Origin of the sequence: Azotosporobacter soli (assembly GCF_030542965.1) — a bacterium.
In the GTDB taxonomy this organism is placed as follows: Bacteria; Bacillota; Negativicutes; order SG130; family SG130; genus Azotosporobacter; species Azotosporobacter soli.
In genome coordinates this window covers 13861-32050 of the sequence record NZ_JAUAOA010000012.1, presented here as the reverse complement: position 1 = coordinate 32050, position 18190 = coordinate 13861, and the positions used below count along the sequence as shown (strand labels likewise).

General features: G+C 50.7%; 17 protein-coding genes and 1 riboswitch. Of the genes, 16 read left to right on the top strand and 1 reads right to left on the bottom strand.

The window, feature by feature from the left end:
• Positions 1-178 precede the first annotated feature (178 nt).
• The 12 genes from dnaN (at position 179) to QTL79_RS11350 (ending at position 14122) form a co-directional block, all read left to right on the top strand.
• Entirely contained in the window at positions 179-1288 is a 1110-nt protein-coding gene (dnaN, locus tag QTL79_RS11405) for a DNA polymerase III subunit beta (RefSeq protein WP_346355094.1), read from the top strand.
• A 1-nt stretch (position 1289) separates the two neighbouring features.
• Positions 1290-1505, top strand: coding sequence for an RNA-binding S4 domain-containing protein (locus QTL79_RS11400; protein WP_346355093.1), 216 nt, complete (start codon positions 1290-1292; stop codon positions 1503-1505).
• Between the two features lie 6 nt (positions 1506-1511).
• Positions 1512-2606 carry a DNA replication/repair protein RecF gene (gene recF / locus QTL79_RS11395; RefSeq protein WP_346355092.1) on the top strand — a complete coding sequence of 365 codons (1095 nt, stop codon included), beginning with the start codon at positions 1512-1514 and terminating at the stop codon, positions 2604-2606.
• Positions 2603-3514 (top strand): DciA family protein, encoded by a 912-nt coding sequence (locus tag QTL79_RS11390; protein WP_346355091.1) that lies wholly within the window; start codon positions 2603-2605, stop codon positions 3512-3514. Before recF ends, QTL79_RS11390 begins: the two co-directional genes overlap by 4 nt.
• Positions 3453-3713, top strand: a complete 261-nt coding sequence (gene remB, locus QTL79_RS11385; protein ID WP_346355090.1) for an extracellular matrix regulator RemB — start codon at positions 3453-3455, stop codon at positions 3711-3713. The genes QTL79_RS11390 and remB overlap by 62 nt, the downstream gene beginning before the upstream one ends.
• Positions 3714-3727: 14 nt before the next feature.
• Positions 3728-5644: a DNA topoisomerase (ATP-hydrolyzing) subunit B gene (gene gyrB, locus QTL79_RS11380; RefSeq protein WP_346355089.1), complete on the top strand. Its 1917-nt coding sequence runs from the start codon at positions 3728-3730 to the stop codon at positions 5642-5644.
• 95 nt (positions 5645-5739) lie between these two features.
• Entirely contained in the window at positions 5740-6399 is a 660-nt protein-coding gene (locus QTL79_RS11375) for a response regulator transcription factor (RefSeq protein ID WP_346355088.1), read from the top strand.
• 1 nt (position 6400) lies between these two features.
• A complete protein-coding gene (locus QTL79_RS11370; protein ID WP_346355087.1) occupies positions 6401-7633 on the top strand; it encodes a sensor histidine kinase in 1233 nt (410 codons plus the stop codon).
• A gap of 421 nt (positions 7634-8054) precedes the next feature.
• Entirely contained in the window at positions 8055-9344 is a 1290-nt protein-coding gene (locus tag QTL79_RS11365) for a magnesium transporter MgtE N-terminal domain-containing protein (protein WP_346355086.1), read from the top strand.
• Positions 9344-10612, top strand: a complete 1269-nt coding sequence (locus QTL79_RS11360) for an Nramp family divalent metal transporter (RefSeq protein WP_346355085.1) — start codon at positions 9344-9346, stop codon at positions 10610-10612. Before QTL79_RS11365 ends, QTL79_RS11360 begins: the two co-directional genes overlap by 1 nt.
• 123 nt (positions 10613-10735) lie before the next feature.
• A riboswitch (FMN riboswitch) is annotated at positions 10736-10882 on the top strand.
• A 76-nt stretch (positions 10883-10958) separates the two neighbouring features.
• Complete coding sequence (gene ribB / locus QTL79_RS11355; protein WP_346355084.1) at positions 10959-11600, top strand: 3,4-dihydroxy-2-butanone-4-phosphate synthase; 642 nt, start codon at positions 10959-10961, stop codon at positions 11598-11600.
• Positions 11601-11788: 188 nt separating this feature from the next.
• Positions 11789-14122 (top strand): FtsK/SpoIIIE family DNA translocase, encoded by a 2334-nt coding sequence (locus QTL79_RS11350; protein ID WP_346355145.1) that lies wholly within the window; start codon positions 11789-11791, stop codon positions 14120-14122.
• Between the two features lie 39 nt (positions 14123-14161).
• On the opposite strand, the gene QTL79_RS11345 is transcribed toward QTL79_RS11350, so the two are convergent.
• Entirely contained in the window at positions 14162-14797 is a 636-nt protein-coding gene (locus QTL79_RS11345) for a hypothetical protein (RefSeq protein WP_346355083.1), read from the bottom strand.
• A 230-nt stretch (positions 14798-15027) separates the two neighbouring features.
• Between QTL79_RS11345 and QTL79_RS11340 the strand changes: the two genes are divergently transcribed.
• From QTL79_RS11340 to QTL79_RS11325, 4 genes are all read left to right on the top strand, one after another.
• The gene (locus tag QTL79_RS11340) at positions 15028-15459 is read left to right on the top strand and encodes a peptidylprolyl isomerase (RefSeq protein WP_346355082.1); all 432 of its coding nucleotides are present in this window, start codon (positions 15028-15030) and stop codon (positions 15457-15459) included.
• An 80-nt stretch (positions 15460-15539) separates the two neighbouring features.
• Positions 15540-16307 (top strand): TSUP family transporter, encoded by a 768-nt coding sequence (locus tag QTL79_RS11335; RefSeq protein WP_346355081.1) that lies wholly within the window; start codon positions 15540-15542, stop codon positions 16305-16307.
• 26 nt (positions 16308-16333) lie between these two features.
• Positions 16334-17623: a DUF2157 domain-containing protein gene (locus QTL79_RS11330; RefSeq protein ID WP_346355080.1), complete on the top strand. Its 1290-nt coding sequence runs from the start codon at positions 16334-16336 to the stop codon at positions 17621-17623.
• Positions 17620-18162, top strand: coding sequence for a GDYXXLXY domain-containing protein (locus QTL79_RS11325; protein WP_346355079.1), 543 nt, complete (start codon positions 17620-17622; stop codon positions 18160-18162). Before QTL79_RS11330 ends, QTL79_RS11325 begins: the two co-directional genes overlap by 4 nt.
• Positions 18163-18190: the final 28 nt, after the last annotated feature.

Below are 18190 nucleotides of genomic sequence, written 5' to 3'. Positions count from 1 at the left end.
TGTGGATTTGTGGATAAGTGGTCTCTAGTTTGCCAACAGTTTATGCACATGCTTCTGCCGTTGTATTTCTTCCCGCCTAATGGCTTATCAACATATCTACAGGCCCTACGACTATTACGACTATCTTTTTACTTATATATATAACCCCGTAATAAGCGAACATGATCGGAGGTCACGCATGAATATCACCTGTAAAAAAGACGCTCTACAGCAAGCGGTGCAAACGGTGCAAAAAGCGATTGCCAGCAAGACGCCCATGCCCATACTGACCGGTATTTATCTTGCAGCCAGAGCAGGCCGCCTGGAACTGCAGGCTACTGATTATGAAATAGGCATCAGCTGCGTCATTGATGCGGAGGTCCACGAAGAAGGCAAGACAGTATTGTCCGGCCGTTATTTTCAGGAAATGGTACGCAAGCTTCCCGGCGACAGCGTGAATCTGGTCTCCAGTGAAGATACGAAGACTATGACGATTACCGCAGGCCCTGCCCAATTCAATTTATTGAATCTGCCGGCGGAAGAATTTCCTGTTTTAAAACCGCTGCAAACCGATACAACGATGACGGTTAAAGATAACGTACTCAAAGAACTGATCAAAAGAACGGTCTTCGCTTGTTCTACGGACGAAGCACGGCCCATCTTCACCGGTGCATTGCTTGAGGTCAGTGAGGACAAGGTGACGATGGTCGCGACAAACACGCATCGTCTTTCGATCAAGCATGACAAGCTTGATCAGGTCACGGCTTCTTTCAAAATGATCATTCCGGGGAAAATTCTTACGGAACTGGCACGTTTGCTGGTTGACGATATCCCGACCGATGTGACTCTTTCCTACCGTCACAATCAGGTTTCGTTTGCCTTTAACGATGTTTATATTATTTCCCGACTGATCGAAGGACAATTTCCGGACTATAACCGGGTTATCCCCGAAAGCTTTGCAACGCATGCCCAATTACCGGCAGATGCGTTTCAGTCTGCGGTGGAACGGGTATCGTTATTGGCAAAAGACGGCGATTATAACGTCATCAAGATGTCGTTCAAAGACGGTGAAGTCGTCATAACCTCCAACAACCCGGATGTCGGCAAAGCCTATGAAGCGGTGGCGATCAAGCTCGAAGGCAGTGATGTCGAAATTGCTTTCAATGCGCGCTATGTGACCGATATTTTGAAAAATGTAGATTGTGATACTTTGCTTTTTTCACTGAACACGCCGCTCAGCGCAGCCAGTATAAGGCCGCTGGATGATACGAGTTACGACTATATCGTCACCCCGGTAAGGACGAATTGATATGGAAAAAATAATCATTAACACGCCCGATATTCAGTTGGATCAATTTTTAAAATGGGCCGGCGTCGTAGAGAGCGGCGGTCAGGTTAAAATTCTCATTGAAGCCGGTATTATCATGGTCAATGGTCAGCTTGCCACGCAAAAACGTAAGAAATTGATACCCGGAGATGTGGTTTCAATTCAGGAAGAGGGAACTTGGCTTGTTGCAGCGGAGTGAGGACGTATGAAGGTTCAGCAATTGATCCTGCGGAATTTTCGTAACTATGACGTGTTGGAATTAAGCCCGGCCGCCGGTATCAACATCCTGCTGGGCAATAATGCACAAGGAAAGACGAATATCATCGAAGCCCTTTATTACAGTGCCTTGGGAAGATCGCACCGCACTTCCAGCGATGAAGAAATGATTCGCTGGGAGCAAGACGGCGGCGCCATACAGGTACTGTTTTCCCGTATGGGCGTTGAACAGGAACTGAGGATTCAATTTTTGCCAAGTAAGGGCAAAAGCTGTTTTCATAACGGGCATAAGATCAAGGCGAAGGACATCGTCGGGATGTTCAATGCGGTATTATTCGCGCCGGAAGATTTGATGCTGGTCAAAGGAGCGCCTGTTCTGCGGCGCCGTTTTCTCGATGGTGAGATTTCACAGGCGAGTCCTTATTATTACCAGCAACTGTTGTCCTATAATCGTATTTTAGGCCAGCGTAATCATCTGCTGAAAAAGATACGCGAACGCAAGGCAAAAGAAGAACTGCTCGACAGCTGGGATCCGCAGTTGGCAAAGGCGGCCGCCTCCATCGTGGGGAAAAGGCTGGAAGCGGTAAAAAAATTGGCGATGCTGGCGAACCTGATGCATCGTAAAATCACCGCGAACCAGGAGAATCTTCAGGTTCAATATCAGCTCTCAGGCATCGGAGAAGGCGATCTTTCTCCGGCGGCTTATGAGAAAGCATTGCTGGAGGGAAGAAGGCAGGATGTCTTTCGCGGCAGCACCGGAGTCGGACCGCACCGCGATGATCTGACGCTTTTGGTCAATAATGTTGCGCTGCGTTCCTTCGGTTCGCAGGGGCAGCAACGAACCGGAGCGTTGTCGCTGAAGCTGGCTGAGCTGGAATATATAAAATCGGAGACGGGCGAATATCCGGTATTATTACTTGATGATGTAATGAGCGAGCTCGATGAAAGCCGGCGTGAACATTTATTGGCTTTTATCAAAGACCGGATTCAAACCTTTATTTCGGCTACCGATGAGGCGTATTTCCCGAAAAATTTCAATAGCTGCTACTATCAGGTTGTACAAGGGCGGGTTACGAAAGCATGAAAAACATGATGAAAGGTCTGAAAGATCTGATTCCGGCGACGATCCGTCATATGGGAATGACAAAAGATTTTAACGGCCATGTCGTCGTTATGCGCTGGCCTGAGATTGTCGGCTGCGAAAATGCGGTGCATTGCAGGGCGCTTTCTGTTCAGCGCGGCGTGGTGTTGGTCGAAGTGGACAGCCCGGTCTGGGGACATCATTTGTCGATGATGAAAAGGGAAATGATCGCCAAGGCCAATGAGTTGATCGGTGAAAAACTTATCGAAGATATTCGATTCAAAGCAGGATATTTTAAAGATAGCCAGAATAAGCAACAAGACGGAGAGTTATCCCCAGTGCAGGAAATACCTGCTTTATGGCAAGTTCGTTTATCCACAGGGGAGCGCGCTTGGTTGGAAGAAACGGTGAAAAGCACTGCGGATCCTGCCTTACGCCGCAAGATGACCCGAATTTTGCGCAAGGAACTTGCTTTACGCAAGTTGCGAAAAGAAAAAAGCTGGCATAAGTGCAGCGCCTGCGATGCATTATGTCCGCCGCAAGATGCGCTTTGCACCACCTGCAATCTTCATAAGCGTGAAGGTATGGTCGTACGATTGCTGGAAATGCTTAGAGAAATACCCTGGCTTCGCTATGCGGAGGCGGCCGAGCAGCTGGCCTGCAGCCGTCAGGAATATCAAGCAGCTTGCGAAATAACGCTGTCCAGATTGGCTAGCGCCTTATATCATGGCGATACGGATCGAATGACGGTAAGCAGTTATCTGATGATAAAAACCGGCGCAAAACCGGAAAATATTACCGAAGGCGCGATTCAAAAAGTTCTGGATGGATTCAGGAGGAAAAAGAAAGATGTTTCTACACCTGGGAGCGGATACGGTGGTTCCCCTGCGCGAAGTAATCGCCATAAATGATTTGAAGCATACGCAGTCTAAGGCGAACGGAATTTTTATCAAGAATATGCGGGAAAAAGATAAGGTAGTGGATGTTTCCGACAATCAACCGAAAAGCTTTGTGATAACCGACGGTCTGGTGTATCTGTCGGCTATTTCGGCATTGACGCTTAAAAAAAGGGCGCATCACTTGAATGGCTTGGAACATGACGAAGCGTAACGTGGAGGTTAAGTATGAGTTTTGATGATGATATGACAGTCAGCGGCAATTATGGCGCCAACCAGATTCAGGTCTTGGAAGGTCTGGAGGCTGTGCGTAAGAGGCCAGGTATGTATATAGGCAGTACGTCTGCCCGCGGTTTGCACCATTTGGTGTACGAAGTGGTCGACAACAGCATCGATGAAGCCTTGGCTGGTTACTGCAATCGGGTAACGGTTACGATCGGCAAGGATAATCAGATTACCGTTACGGACAATGGTCGCGGCATTCCTGTCGATATGCATGAAACGGGAAAACCGGCGGTCGAGGTCGTTTTGACGATTTTGCATGCCGGCGGTAAGTTCGGCGGCGAAGGCTATAAAGTGTCGGGCGGTTTGCATGGCGTCGGCGTATCGGTCGTCAACGCGCTCAGCACCCGTCTGGAGGTAGAGGTCAAGCGCAGCGGCAAGATTCATACGATCGCGTTTGAGCGGGGTTATACGTCAGAGCCATTGACCGTAATCGGCGATACCGAAGAGACCGGGACAAAAGTTACTTTTTGGCCGGACGACACGATTTTTGAAGAAACCGTGTACAGCTTTGATATATTAAAGCAACGTCTCAGAGAACTGGCTTTTTTGAATAAAGGCGTCACGATATTGCTGACCGATGAACGAAACGGTGATAGCCGCGAGTTTTTCTATGAGGGCGGCATCTGCTCGTTCGTCGAATATCTTAACCAGAATAAAGAGGCTGTGCATGCCAAACCGATCTATGTCGAAGGTTTGCGGGATACGACGATGGTCGAAGTGGCGATCCAGTACAATGACAGCTATGTCGAAAATATCTACAGCTTTGTAAATAATATCAACACGCATGAAGGCGGCACGCATCTGAGCGGTTTTAAAATCGCTCTGACCAGGGCGATCAACGATTATGCGCGCAAATTCAACATTCTCAAAGAGAATGAAGAAAATTTGAGCGGCGATGATATTCGCGAAGGTCTGACTGCGGTCATCAGCGTCAAAGTGCAGGAACCGCAGTTCGAAGGGCAGACGAAGACGAAGCTCGGCAACAGCGAAGTACGCGGTATTGTCGATGGTTTGGTCAGCGAAGGCTTGAATGAGTTTTTTGAAGAAAATCCGGTTGTGATCAAGAAAATCATCGAAAAAGCGATCATGGCATCGCGCGCCCGGGAAGCCGCGCGTAAAGCGCGCGAATTGACGCGGCGTAAGAATGCACTGGAATTCAGCTCGTTGCCGGGCAAACTGGCGGACTGTTCGATAAAAGATCCGGAACAGACGGAGATTTATCTGGTCGAAGGTGATTCCGCGGGCGGCAGTGCGAAACAGGGGCGGGATCGTCGCTTTCAGGCAATCCTGCCGCTCAGAGGCAAGATCCTGAACGTGGAAAAAGCGCGTCTTGACAAGATCCTGAACAATGAAGAGATTCGGACGATGATCACGGCTTTCGGCTGCGGCATCGGCGATGACTTCAATGTCGAAAAGGCCCGTTACGGCAAAATCATCATCATGACGGACGCCGACGTGGACGGAGCGCATATCCGGACACTGCTTTTGACCTTCTTTTATCGCTATATGATGCCGTTATTGGAAAGCGGCAAAATCTATATCGCGCAACCGCCTCTCTATTTGGTTAAAAAAGGTCGCGAGAGCTGGTATTTGTACAGCGACGATGAATTGAACACACTCTTGGCTCGGATCGGCCGGGACAATATGAATGTTCAGCGTTATAAAGGCCTTGGAGAAATGAATCCCGAACAATTATGGGATACGACGATGAACCCGGAAGCGCGGACTGTGCTGCAGGTCAAGCTGGAAGATGCGGCCGAAGCAGACCAAATTTTCTCCATTTTGATGGGAGACAAGGTAGAGCCGCGGCGCAAATTTATCGAAGACCATGCCCATACCGTCCGAAATCTGGACATATAGCAAGAAAACCCCGTCTTATGCCGGGCCGACTGGCCGGGCTGGAGGCGGGGTTTTTCTTTTAAAAAGCAAGTTGCAAGCGGAAGGGGATAGTGAAGATGCGTTTGTTGTTGGTCGAAGATGAAAAAAGTTTGGCCGATTCGTTGGCTTATTTATTGAGGAGTCAGCGTTATCAAGTCGATGTTGCGTATGACGGCGCAGCTGGCTTGAAGCTGGCGCTTGAAAAAGTTTATGATCTGATTGTTTTGGATCGTATGCTGCCGAAGATGAACGGCATAGAAGTATTGCGCGAACTCAGGGAATTGCAGCTTGAAATTCCTGTTTTGATGGTCACGGCGCGTGATACGGTGCAGGATCGGGTCCAAGGTTTAGATTCGGGCGCAGACGATTATCTGCTGAAGCCGTTTGCCACAGAAGAACTGTTGGCGCGGGTACGGGCCTTAACCAGACGCGGCCAAGCGCCGCTGCAGGAGAGTGAAATGGCAACGCCTTCGTTTCGCTTCACGCCGGCCAAGGGCGAGGTCGTACAGGGCGGCGAAGTGATTCGCCTGACGCCGACGGAAAGCAGCTTATTGGAGTTGTTGTTGCGCAACGCCAACAATGTGGTGACGAAAGAAATCATCCTGGAGCGGATTTGGGGCTATGCTTCTGACATCGAACCGGGCAATATCGACTTATATATTCATTATTTGCGAAAAAAATTGCAGACAACATCCATCCGAACGATAAGAAGCAAAGGATACATGTGGGAGGAATAAGATGTTTAAAAAGTTACGGCGACAGATGACGCTGCTTAATATGACGCTGTTTTCGCTGTTGTTGTTGATCTTATCCACGTTTACTTATTGGACGATGGTCTTTCAAATCGAGGATTATGCGATAGAGAATCTGACGCAGCTAGCCGGAGAGATTCTGGTGGGACATCAATATGATGACATCGGGCAGCGCCGTAAAAGCCGTCTACCCAGCGCTTTTTTCTTTCGCACGGACGAAATGGGAAATGTGATTGCCTCTTCTTCCTATATGCCGGTCGAGAGAGAAAAATGGCATGATTTTTTAAATATGGCATTGGACGATAAAGACGGCAAAGGCATCATCAACTGGCAGACGCAGGAATATGCTTATTTTGTCATGCATGATCCGCAATATAATGGACAGATTGTCGTCCTGCGCAATTTTAGCCTCTACCGGCATTCACTCGACGTCTTGTTGGAGACCGTCCTTTGGTCGAGCATCATTTGCCTGGGCCTGGCTTTGGTCGCCAGTTTCTTCTTAGCGGCCAGAGCGATGATTCCGGTAAAAGAGGCATGGCAGCAGCAACAGGATTTTGTTACCGAAACATCGCATGAACTGAGAACGCCGCTTGCCGTAATACGCGCCAATCTTGACATTCTCTGGCAATGCAAGGCGGAGACGATTCAAAGTCAGGAGCAATGGCTGCGCCATATCGATCTGGAAAGCCAGCGTATGAATAATCTGGTGGATTCCCTGCTTTTCCTCGCCAGGGCGGATGCGCAGCAGCAGCCGTTGGTCAAAGAAGTGATCTGGCTGAATAAGATCGTCTATGAAACGGTGCAGACTTTCCGCTCCTTGGCCATTGGCAAAAAGATCGTCCTGGAACAAGAAGTGGCGCTCGATGTTTCGGTCAACGGCGACCGGAACCGCATCCGGCAGGTCTTATCGATCCTGCTCGATAATGCGCTGCGTCATACAAAGGAAAAAGGTAAGATTGTCATCAAGGTAAAAAAAGTGGAACGAAAAGCCGTCTTAGAGGTGATCGATAACGGCGAAGGAATCGAGCAGGATGAGTTGCCGCGGATCTTCGACCGTTTTTACCAGTCGGCTAACGCGCGTGAAAACGGAGCCGCTGGTCTTGGCCTTTCGATCGCGCGCTGGATCGTCGATTCGCATGGCGGCAGCATCGAAGTGAAAAGCGAGAAAGGAAAAGGAACTTCGTTTTCTGTATTTTTTCCGCTGCTCGAAAAAGGATAAACAAAGTTTGCGAGTGTGAAAAGGGAAGAAATTAACGGTCTGATTGCGATAATGAGACCTAAGGCCAGATTTAGCAGGCTAAATCTATTAGATTGTTAAATTTGGCCGTATTTATCGTTAATTTCTCCAATATACCATTGACGTCAAGAATAGAAGGAGTATAATAAACCAGGAACAATGATTTGATCCTTGCTAAGATATTGTCGTTAAAATGATGAAAAGCAGAGTTGAGTATGGCAATAAGAAACTTGTGATCGGCCTTACTGATTTATTCGGGAAGGTTTTTTCTATGTTTGCAAAATGAAGCGAAGGTTAAGAGGAGGTGAAAGCGTGGACGCTGGCCCTGATAGTAGAAACCAAGATATGATCGCGTTTGAAAAATCAGAGGACGGAGTCCTCTGCATATAAGGAGGGAGTTTCGATGGAACAAAGAACCGAGCTGTATTTCAGCCGTATAAAAGGAAAACCTATCTACGATTCAAATGGACAGCAGGTCGGCAAAGTAAGAGACATGGCCGTATCCTGGGACAATGCAACGCCGTGGATCGTAGGGATAAAATATGAGAAAGATAGTCATTGTCTGATTCCGTGCAGCGTGATCAAGGAGATGTCCGAAGAAGGCATCCGCTTGGCGGGGCCGATGCAGGCAAGCTGCAACATTCAGTTGCGTGAAGAAGAAACCTATATTGCAAAATGGTTGCTCGATAAGCAAATCATTGATTTAAAAGGGACGAAACTGGTTCGGGTCAATGATATCATGCTCTCGTGGTTTACGACCGCGCAAGGCCAAACGCATGTCGCGCTGACGGCGGTGGATATCGGGCTCAAAGGCCTATGCCGTCGTTTAGGCATTGAATTTTTAGTGAAGAACCGGGCCGACAATCTCTTGGGCTGGCAGCATATAAATCCGCTCGAGAACCGGACGTCCAATCTGCAACTGAAGCGGGAAAAAGAACAACTGGGGCAGATGCATCCGGCGGATATCGCCGATTTGATTGAGGATATGGATTATAATAAGCGGGCCAGTTTCCTGGAAAATTTGGATGAACAACAAGCAGCCGATGCGCTGGCTGAAATGGAACTGGAGACGCAGGTAGAAATCATCGAGCAGATGGATCAGCAAAAGGCATCGGATCTGCTCGAAGAATTGCCGCCGGATGAAGCGGCCGATATTCTGGGCGAGTTGCCGGAAGAAAAATCGCGTGAAATTCTCAGTCTGATGGAAAAGGAAGAGGCCGATGAAGTCCAGGAACTGATGGACTACGACGATGAAACGGCCGGAGCGTTGATGACGACCGAATATATCGCGGTTGCGCCTGAATTGACGGCGCAGGAAGCGATCGACGAATTGCGTCGTATGGCGCCGGAAGCCGAGACGATCTATTATCTCTACGTCACGGATGAGCAGGAACATCTGCTTGGCGTGTGTTCGCTGCGCGAATTAATCCTGACGCCGCCCGAGAAAAGACTGACGGATTTCATGCATAAAAAAGTCGTCACAGTCCATTTTGAGGATGATCACTCCACCGTGGCGGATAAAATACATAAATACAGCCTGTTGGCCTTGCCGGTCGTCGATGAGGAAAATGTCCTGCAGGGCATCATCACGGTCGATGACGTCATGGATATCTTGATGTCGGATCGCAGTCGGGTGGAAATATTTTCGAACCTGCTGAGCGGCAAGCGCTCTGGTAGGGGGTGGAAACAGTAATGAAAAGCTGGCGCAAACAATTTCCCCGCTTGGCTATGTTTCTGGGCGTGATGGGGCCGGGTATCGTTACGGCGTTTGCCGACAATGATGCCGGCGGCATTGCGACCTATGCGGCGGCGGGTGCAAAATACGGTTATCAATTAATTTTCACGATGCTGGTCAGTACCGTTTGTCTGGCTATTGCCCAGGAAATATCGGCGCGAACCGGCGCGGTCACCGGTAAAGGATTATCGGATCTGATCCGTGAACAGTACGGTGTGAAATGGACGTTTTTCGCGATGTCCGTCCTGCTGATCGCCAATATCGGCACCACGGTCTCTGAGTTTTCCGGTATTGCCACGAGTTTTGAACTGTTCGGCATATCCAAGTACATCTCGGTGCCCTGTATGGCGCTGATGATCTGGTGGCTGGTGGTGAAGGCGGATTATCAGCGCGTGGAGAAAGTGTTCTTTGCTCTTTGCCTGGTCTTTTTGAGCTATGTGGTGTCGGGCGTGATCGTCGATCCGCCATGGCAGGAAGTCTTAAAGGCTTCGGTAACGCCAAGCTTTTCCGGCGATGTAGACTTTCTTCTGCTTGCGGTTGGCGTCATCGGCACGACGATTACGCCGTGGGGACAGTTTTATGTGCAGTCTTCGGTCGTTGACAAAGGCATCACCGCGAAAGAATACCGCTATACGCGCTGGGACGTGATGATCGGTTCTTTCTTTACCGGCTTTATTGCCTTTTTCATCATGGTCGCCACGGCAGCGACGCTGTACGCGAACGGCATCACGATAGAGACGGCGAAGGATGCGGCAATTGCTCTGGAACCGCTGGCGGGAAAGTACGCCAGTTTCCTCTTTGCCTTAGGCTTACTTGGCGCATCGATGCTGGCGGCGTTTGTTCTGCCGCTTAGCACCTCGTATGCGATCTGCGAAGCGTTCGGCTTTGAACAGGGGATCAGCAAGAATTATAAAGAGGCGCCGGTCTTTTTCGGCCTTTATACGGTGATGATCGTCCTGGGCGCGGCGATCGTGCTTTGGCCGGATTTATCATTGTACCAGGTCATGCTGACGACGCAGGTCGTCAACGGCGTATTGCTGCCGCCGATTTTGGTCTTTATGGTCTTGATCGCCAGCAATGTGAATCTGATGGGCAAACATGCCACGTCGAAGACTTATAACGCCATCACCTGGGTCTTCACCACATTCCTGATCCTGCTCACGTTGGTGTTGTTGGTTACGACGCTCTTTCCGGAAACGGCGGAATGGATCAAAACGCTTCTCTGACAGTCTCCGATGGTCTCAAATTAATTGAGACCATCTTTTTTTTGCGTAATGGGCAATTGTAAGAAGAGTGGCAGTCATCTGTAATTGAAAAAAAATAGGCAGAAAGATAAAGTAAAGAAGCAGACTTATTCTCAGGGCAGGGTGAAATTCCCTATCGGCGGTAGCCCGGCATAGCCGGGGAGCCCGCAAGCGCTCTTGCAGACCGCAAGATGGCAGCAGATCTGGTTGAGCCAGAGCCGACGGTTATAGTCCGGATGAAAGAGGATAAAACAGTCTTTTGCCAAATCACTGTATATTCCTGTGCCTTGATTCGGATGAGTCGCCTAAATAAAGGAGGCGTATCACGATGAATCAGAAAAAAGAAGAAAGCGTATGGAAAAAAAGAGTGACCAATGCGTTGTCATCCTTGCAAGAGGGCAAAGGGGTATTGGTAACCGATGATGAAGAACGGGAAAATGAGGGCGATTTGATTTTTTCAGCCGAAAAGATTGGTGTTGCGGAAATGGCGATGTTGATTCGCGAATGCAGCGGAATTGTCTGCCTTTGCCTGCCTGAAGAGCAGGTAGAAAGATTGGCGCTGCCGATGATGACGGAAAAAAACACCAGCGCCTTTCAAACGAATTTCACCGTATCGATTGAAGCGGCGCAGGGCGTGACGACCGGCGTATCGGCGGCTGACCGGGTGACGACGATCAAAGCGGCGATCAAAGAGGACGCCTGCTATAGCGACCTTTGCAGTCCCGGTCATGTCTTTCCGCTTCGTGCCAGAAAAGGCGGCGTACTGGAGCGGCCCGGACATACGGAAGCAACCGTCGATCTGATGCGGCTTGCCGGGCTGAGACCGTTTGGCGTCTTATGCGAATTGACAAACCAGGATGGCTCAATGGCGCGTCTGCCGGAAATCACTGCGTTTGCGGCAAGACATGCTTTTCCGCTGCTGTCGGTGGCCGATTTAATAAAATATAGAAGAGCAATAGAAGAAAAGTAAGTCAGCAATGGACGGATCGCTTCTTAAGAAAAGAAGGCGGTCCGTCTATTTTGCTGTCTAATGGCGAGAAGATAGTAGGATATGATATAATGACTAGAAGAAAATACGCAAGGAACACAGGGTGATGAATATTGGCAAAAGCAACGGATAAAGAAAGAAGACGCTATGAAGTAATCGGTGTGTTTCTCATGGCGCTAGGCGTTATCGGTTTGATCAGTTTATATGGCGGCAATACCGGCGTGCTCGGGCGCTACTTAGGCAAATTTCTTTCTTACGCCTTCGGTATTGGCGCTGTAGTCGTGCCGATCTTGATCATGGCGATCGGCGGCATGTATATTAAAAGCGGTCAGGCGATTCGTTTCAGCAGCCGCTTTTGGGGTCTGTTATTATTTTATGTTTCGGTACTGGCGTTGTTCCATCATTTTCTGGTTGCCGAAGGGACTGAAATCTTGCCGGAAAGCCTGCTCGAAGGCGGCGGCCTGATTGGCGGCATGGTGCTCTTTCTTCTGCGCAAAGTCGTCGGTTTTTACGGCGGCATGGTCCTGGTTTTGGCGATGGCTGTCTGGGGACTCTTATTGGCGACGACCTGGTCGCTCTACCATACGTTGAGCGCAGCGGGACAAAAGACGCAGGAAGGCATAACCACCGCCTATGAATCCGTTCATAGCAAGGCGGAAACTTTTTATAATCAGGATAAAGACTGGCGTTTTACCACGCATGGCCGTTCCGGCAAACAGGAGAAAGGCGAATACGAATCGCCGACGCTATTTAACCGCCTCTTCAGCAACAGTCGTTTGGCAGGCGAGACAGAGGCGGTAAAAGAAGTGCCGCTTCTGCTGCATGAGGAAAAAGAAAGCGAGCGATACGAAGCGCCGCTGCTGGAGGAACGCGTCAGTACGCCGGAAAGACCGGCAGCGCCGCCGCAAAAGGTTCGTCAAACGGCGCCGCGTGAAAACGTGAAGCCGCCGGAGCGGACGAATAACAAGGAGACGCCGTTGCCAGGACTGCTTGATCCCGCACCAACGCCGGTTCCGGGACAGTATCAGCTGCCGCCGCTCTCACTTCTGAATAAGCCGAGCGTCAAGAATGACGGCAAACAGGATAAGGAAGTGGCGGCTAACGCGAAAACACTGGAAGAAACATTGGAAAGTTTTGGCGTCAAGGCGAAAATAAAGCATGTGAGCCAGGGACCGGCCGTGACGCGCTATGAACTCGAGCCTGCGCCCGGCGTAAAAGTAAGCCGCATCGTGAATCTTGCCGATGACATCGCGCTCAGTCTCGCGGCGTCGGGCGTGCGGATCGAGGCGCCGATTCCCGGCAAAGCTGCGATCGGCATCGAAGTGCCGAATAAGACGGTTTCAAGCGTGCCGCTGCGCGATGTGTTGGACCATCCGAATTTTTTGACCGCCAAGTCGCATTTGACCGTCGCGCTGGGCAAGGATATCGCGGGCAATATCATCACGACTGATCTGGGCAAGATGCCGCATCTTTTGGTGGCCGGTTCGACCGGTTCCGGCAAAAGCGTATGCGTAAACACGCTGTTGGCGAGCATCCTTTTTCGGGCGACGCCGGATGAGGTGCGATTTATCCTGATTGACCCGAAGGTGGTTGAACTTACAAGTTATAATGGCTTGCCTCATTTGCTGACGCCGGTTGTGACCGAGGCGAAAAAAGCAGCGGCTGCGCTTCGCTGGGCGGTCGTGGAGATGGATCGCCGTTATGAAATGTTTGCGGCGGCCGGCGTCAGGGACATCGGCCGTTATAATGAACAGATCGATGCGTTCCCGGTGGGTGACGGTTCGAGCGGGACGAAGATGCCGTATATTCTGGTCGTTATCGATGAGTTGGCGGATCTGATGATGGTTTCGCCGGTCGATGTGGAAGATGCCATCATCCGTCTGGCACAAAAAGCGAGAGCCGCCGGCATTCATATGGTTCTGGCGACGCAGCGCCCTTCGGTCGACGTTATTACCGGCTTGATCAAAGCGAATGTGCCTTCGCGCATCGCCTTCGCCGTATCGTCGCAGGTCGACTCACGCACCATCCTCGATATGGGCGGTGCAGAAAAATTATTGGGCAAAGGCGATATGCTGCTCTATCCGATCGGTACGCCGAAGCCGCTGCGCGTCCAAGGCGCATTCATTGCCGACGGAGAGGTTGAGGCACTGACCGATTACATCAAAGCGCAAAGTGAACCGCCGGAGTATGTGGATGGCGTTACGACCTGCGAAAATCCTAATTCGAGTGCGGCACATCAGGCGGAAGTCTGTGAAGACGAATTATTGGAAGACGCAGTGCGCATTATCATGGAGACGCAGCAGGCCTCGGCGTCGATGCTGCAGCGCAAGTTCCGCATCGGTTTCACGCGGGCGGGCCGCCTGATCGACCGGATGGAAGAATTGAAGATTCTCGGGCCGAATGTGGGCAGCAAGCCACGGGAAATCTTGATGGGCTATGAAAATGCGATGGAACGCTATTTCAGTAAAAATGAAGCGGCGAGTGCAAAAGAAGAGGACGATTAAAAAAGCGGCGAACTGCGTTTTAGCAGTTTGCCGCTTTTTTCAAGTCGTCAAATCCGTTTTTGTTTCGCCTTCGACCGCAGGCGGTTCAGAGATCGTTTCGGCGGTCGATTCCCTGGGCGCTGTCTTCATTTCCGGCTCCGCCGCGCTATTTGGCGCGAAAGTCAGCTGCACAGGCGCATCGAGCGCCGCCTGGCCTTTGGCATAGGCTTCCATGATTCTTTTGTGCCGTTCGGCGAACGGCAGGCCGTCAAGCTGCAAGGCCTGATATTTCTTAGCCGCCTCCGCCAGCAGGAGCGGATCGACGCTGGGCGTTGCGGTCTGTAAGATTTGCTGGATGCGCGCCGAAAAATCGAGTTGGGCGAGCGGTGAAGCGGTCGCAGGTGCGGCGCTTGCCGTGTCTTTACTCGCTTTAGTGTCAGTAGGGACTGTTTTTGTATAAGCGCTTTGCACTTTGCTCAGATCATGGCCGATCATTTTTCCGGCATCCTGCAGGTCAGCCTGCTTGAGATACTCTTTGAACTGCGTTTTATCGCTAGCCGATAATTTTTTATAATCATGGATGAAGGCATCCTGTTCTTCCTTGGGCAGACGATTTTTCAGCGTCGTGATCGATTTGGGATAATCCGTCAGACTTTGGATGCCGAGAGCGCCCGCCAAAAAGCCTAAAATATTCATGCGCTAATGTCCTCCTTGCAAATTGGACGATATTGTATTGCATATACTTCGCTTAAGAAAAGGGAATTCCTGTTATCTTAATTTTTTTAAGTGGTGAAAATCAGTTTTTTTTTCTGGCCGTGCGGAGCGGCAAAATGTTATAATGAACAAGTGCCGAGGTTTGGCAATTTTTAATGCGAAAGACGGCTGCTGCGCAAGCGGCGTTAAGCCGGAGAAGAGAGGGATTTATTTTGACGAAAGCAACGATTGAAACGGCTAAAGGGAAAATCGTTATTGAACTGTTTGAGAATGAGGCTCCGAAGACGGTGGAAAACTTCACCTATTTGATTGAAAAAGGATTTTATGACGGCTTGTCTTTTCATCGCGTGATAAAAGGATTTGTGGCGCAAGGCGGTTGTCCGGATGGTACCGGCGCCGGCGGCCCCGGATATACGATTCCCTGCGAGACGGAAGGAAATCCGCACAAGCATGAACGCGGCTCCTTGTCGATGGCGCATCGCGGTCCCAATACCGGAGGAAGTCAGTTTTTCATCGTATACGAACCGCAACCGCATCTCGATGGGCTGCATACGGTCTTTGGCAAGGTGATTGAAGGTTTGGACGTTGTGGATGACATCCGCCAGGGTGATATCATGGAAAAAGTGACGGTTGCCAAAGAATAGACAGGAATGAAGGCTTGCCCTTGGCCTATGGCTAAGAGCAAGCCTGGTTTTTTCTTATTGGCAGGAATGGAGCATGAAGCATGGAAAATGTAAGTATCGATATCTTATTGTTCTTGATGGGCGCCGGATTCGTCGCATCCTTTATCGACTCGGTGGTCGGCGGCGGCGGTCTGATTTCGTTGCCGTCGCTCCTGATGGTCGGTTTGCCGCCGACGATGGCGCTGGGAACGAACAAAATGGCCAGCGTAATGGGCAGCTTTACCAGTACGCTTTCGTTTTTGCGTTCCGGCAAGATCGATCTCAAAATCATCTGCTGGCAATTTCCGCTTTCCTTTTTTGGCTCGGCCTTAGGCGTTTATACCGTGCAGCAGATCCCGTCACAGTTTTTGAAGCCGCTGGTGGTGGTGATGCTGTTGGCGGTGACCGTTTATACTTTTACTAAGAAGAATTGGGGCGATGTTTCCACCTATCGGGGCGTCAGCGGACGAACGGCCTGGCTTAGCGGTCTTGCTGCGGCCGGCATCGGCTTTTATGACGGCTTTTTCGGCCCGGGAGCCGGTTCGTTTTTTATCTTTTGTTTTCTGATGGTCGGCTTTGATTTTGTTGTCGCGGCCGGGAATGCCAAAGCGCTTAATTTTGCCAGCAATATCGCCGCGGTACTTGCTTTTGCTTATTTCGGTTCGATTCAATACGCGTATGCGATTCCGATGGGCATCGCGATGATTCTCGGCGCATTGGCCGGTTCGCGGCTTGCGATTCGCAAAGGTGCGGCTTATGTCAGACCGCTGTTTTTATTTATGTCGGTTATTCTGATCGGCAAACAGATTTGGGATATGTGGTGTAAATAATATCAGCTATGAGGGGATTTTCAGTGATGGATAAAGACAAAAAAGGTATCGAGTGGCTTTTTCGCCAGCTGCCTGAATGGGTCGAGAAGGGAATCTTGCCGCAAGACAGGGCGGATGCGCTGCGCGCCCACTACCAACGCGAAGAAGAGGGCAGCGGTTCATCGCGTCTGCTGACGCTGTTTGCGATCATGGGACTGGCTTTGATCGGGCTCGGCGTCATCTTGATTCTGGCGCATAACTGGGACCAGCTTAGCCGCATGCATCGATTGGTGCTGCTCTTGGGCCAGTTGTTTGGCGCGCAGCTTTTCGCCGCGTATGCATTATGGCGCAAGCCGGACAGCATCGCCTGGTGCGAGGGAAGCGGCGTCTTATTGGCTTTATTGCTGGGCGCATCGCTCGCGCTGATTGGACAGACCTATCATGTCGCGGCGGAAACGGGTTCCTTTCTGCTGCTTTGGATGCTCTTGGTCCTGCCGATTGTCTATCTTTTGCGCGCGGTACTGCCCGCGCTGATCTATCTGGCTGGGATCATGGCATGGCTCTTCGTAGGCGTCGATTATCCCGGCGAGAAGCAATGGATTTGGCTGCTGCTCGCTTTACTCGGGCCGTATTACTGGCAACGATTGCAAACGGAACGTTATGGAGAACAGGCGGTGATTCTCTCCTGGTCGTTACTTCTTTGCGCCTATGTTAGCTTCGTCGAGATCTTTCAGCGCTATATCGGAGAACTCGATTTTTTGGTCTACGGCACGTTATTTGCCGCAACATATCTGATCGGCCGCTGCTGGTTTGACGAAGAGGTCTCCGTCTGGAAAAAGGCGCATAAGCTGGTGGGCGGCGGCGGCGTTTTGGCGCTGTCGATCGCGTTGACGTTTCAAGAGTTTTGGCATAATGAAAAATGGCAGGCAAGCGGTCAGGAGGAACAGTGGCTGGTCGGAGCGCTGCTGCTCTTGCTGGTTGGCTTCTTATGGCAAAGTTTTCGCAAAGAACGCGGCGCTTGGGCCTTGGGCTTGCAGCCGCTGGTGGTTGCGGGAGGCTTGTTTTTGGTGCAAGCCTGCGGCAGTTGGGCGTCTGCGTTATTATTTAACGTCTATGCGCTGTTCATCGGCATCCGGGCGCTCGTTCAAGGCGTGAAGCGAAACAGTTTCACCCGTTTGAACGCCGGGATGCTGTTGGTAGCCGGTTTGATCCTGGTGCGTTTCTTCGATTTGAATTATAGCTACGTCTTTCGCGGCTCGGTGTTCGTTTCGGTCGGCGGCGCGTTTTTGCTGGTGAATGCCTGGCTGGCGCGGCGAAAAGGCAAGGTGATGAAATGAAGCAGATTACATGGCGAAAAGGGTTATTTGTTGTATTGGCGATTCTGCAAGTCAGCGCGGCGCTCTATATGGTCTGGCGCTGGGAGGATATTTTGCAGACAGGGCAAAGTTACCGTTGGCAGACCGCGCCGGTCGATCCGTATGATGCGCTGCGGGGAAGGTATGTACGGTTTTCTTTTAAGGGAAATAAGGTTCCGCTCGTTGGTGAGGCGGTTCCCGGCGTTGGGCAACGCGCATATGCGCTGATCGGACGCGATGAAAAAGGCTATGCCGTATTGCAGGGCGTTCAGGCTGAGCGCCCGCGAAAAGGAGAATATGTCCGCGTGAAGGTGCAGCAAGTCAGCGCTGCGGGTGTCAGCGTGAACCTGCCGTTCGACCGCTTTTATCTGGAAGAAAGTCTTGCGCCGGAGGCTGAAAAAGCCTTTCGCGCGGCCGCCGGTCAGGAATCCTCGGTTGCGGTGCGCATCAAAAACGGCGATGCCGTCGTCGAAGAGCTGTATATCGAAAACATACCGCTTCTAGACTATTTGAAGCGCTAAAATAAAAGGCCGGAGCGGATGCTCCGGC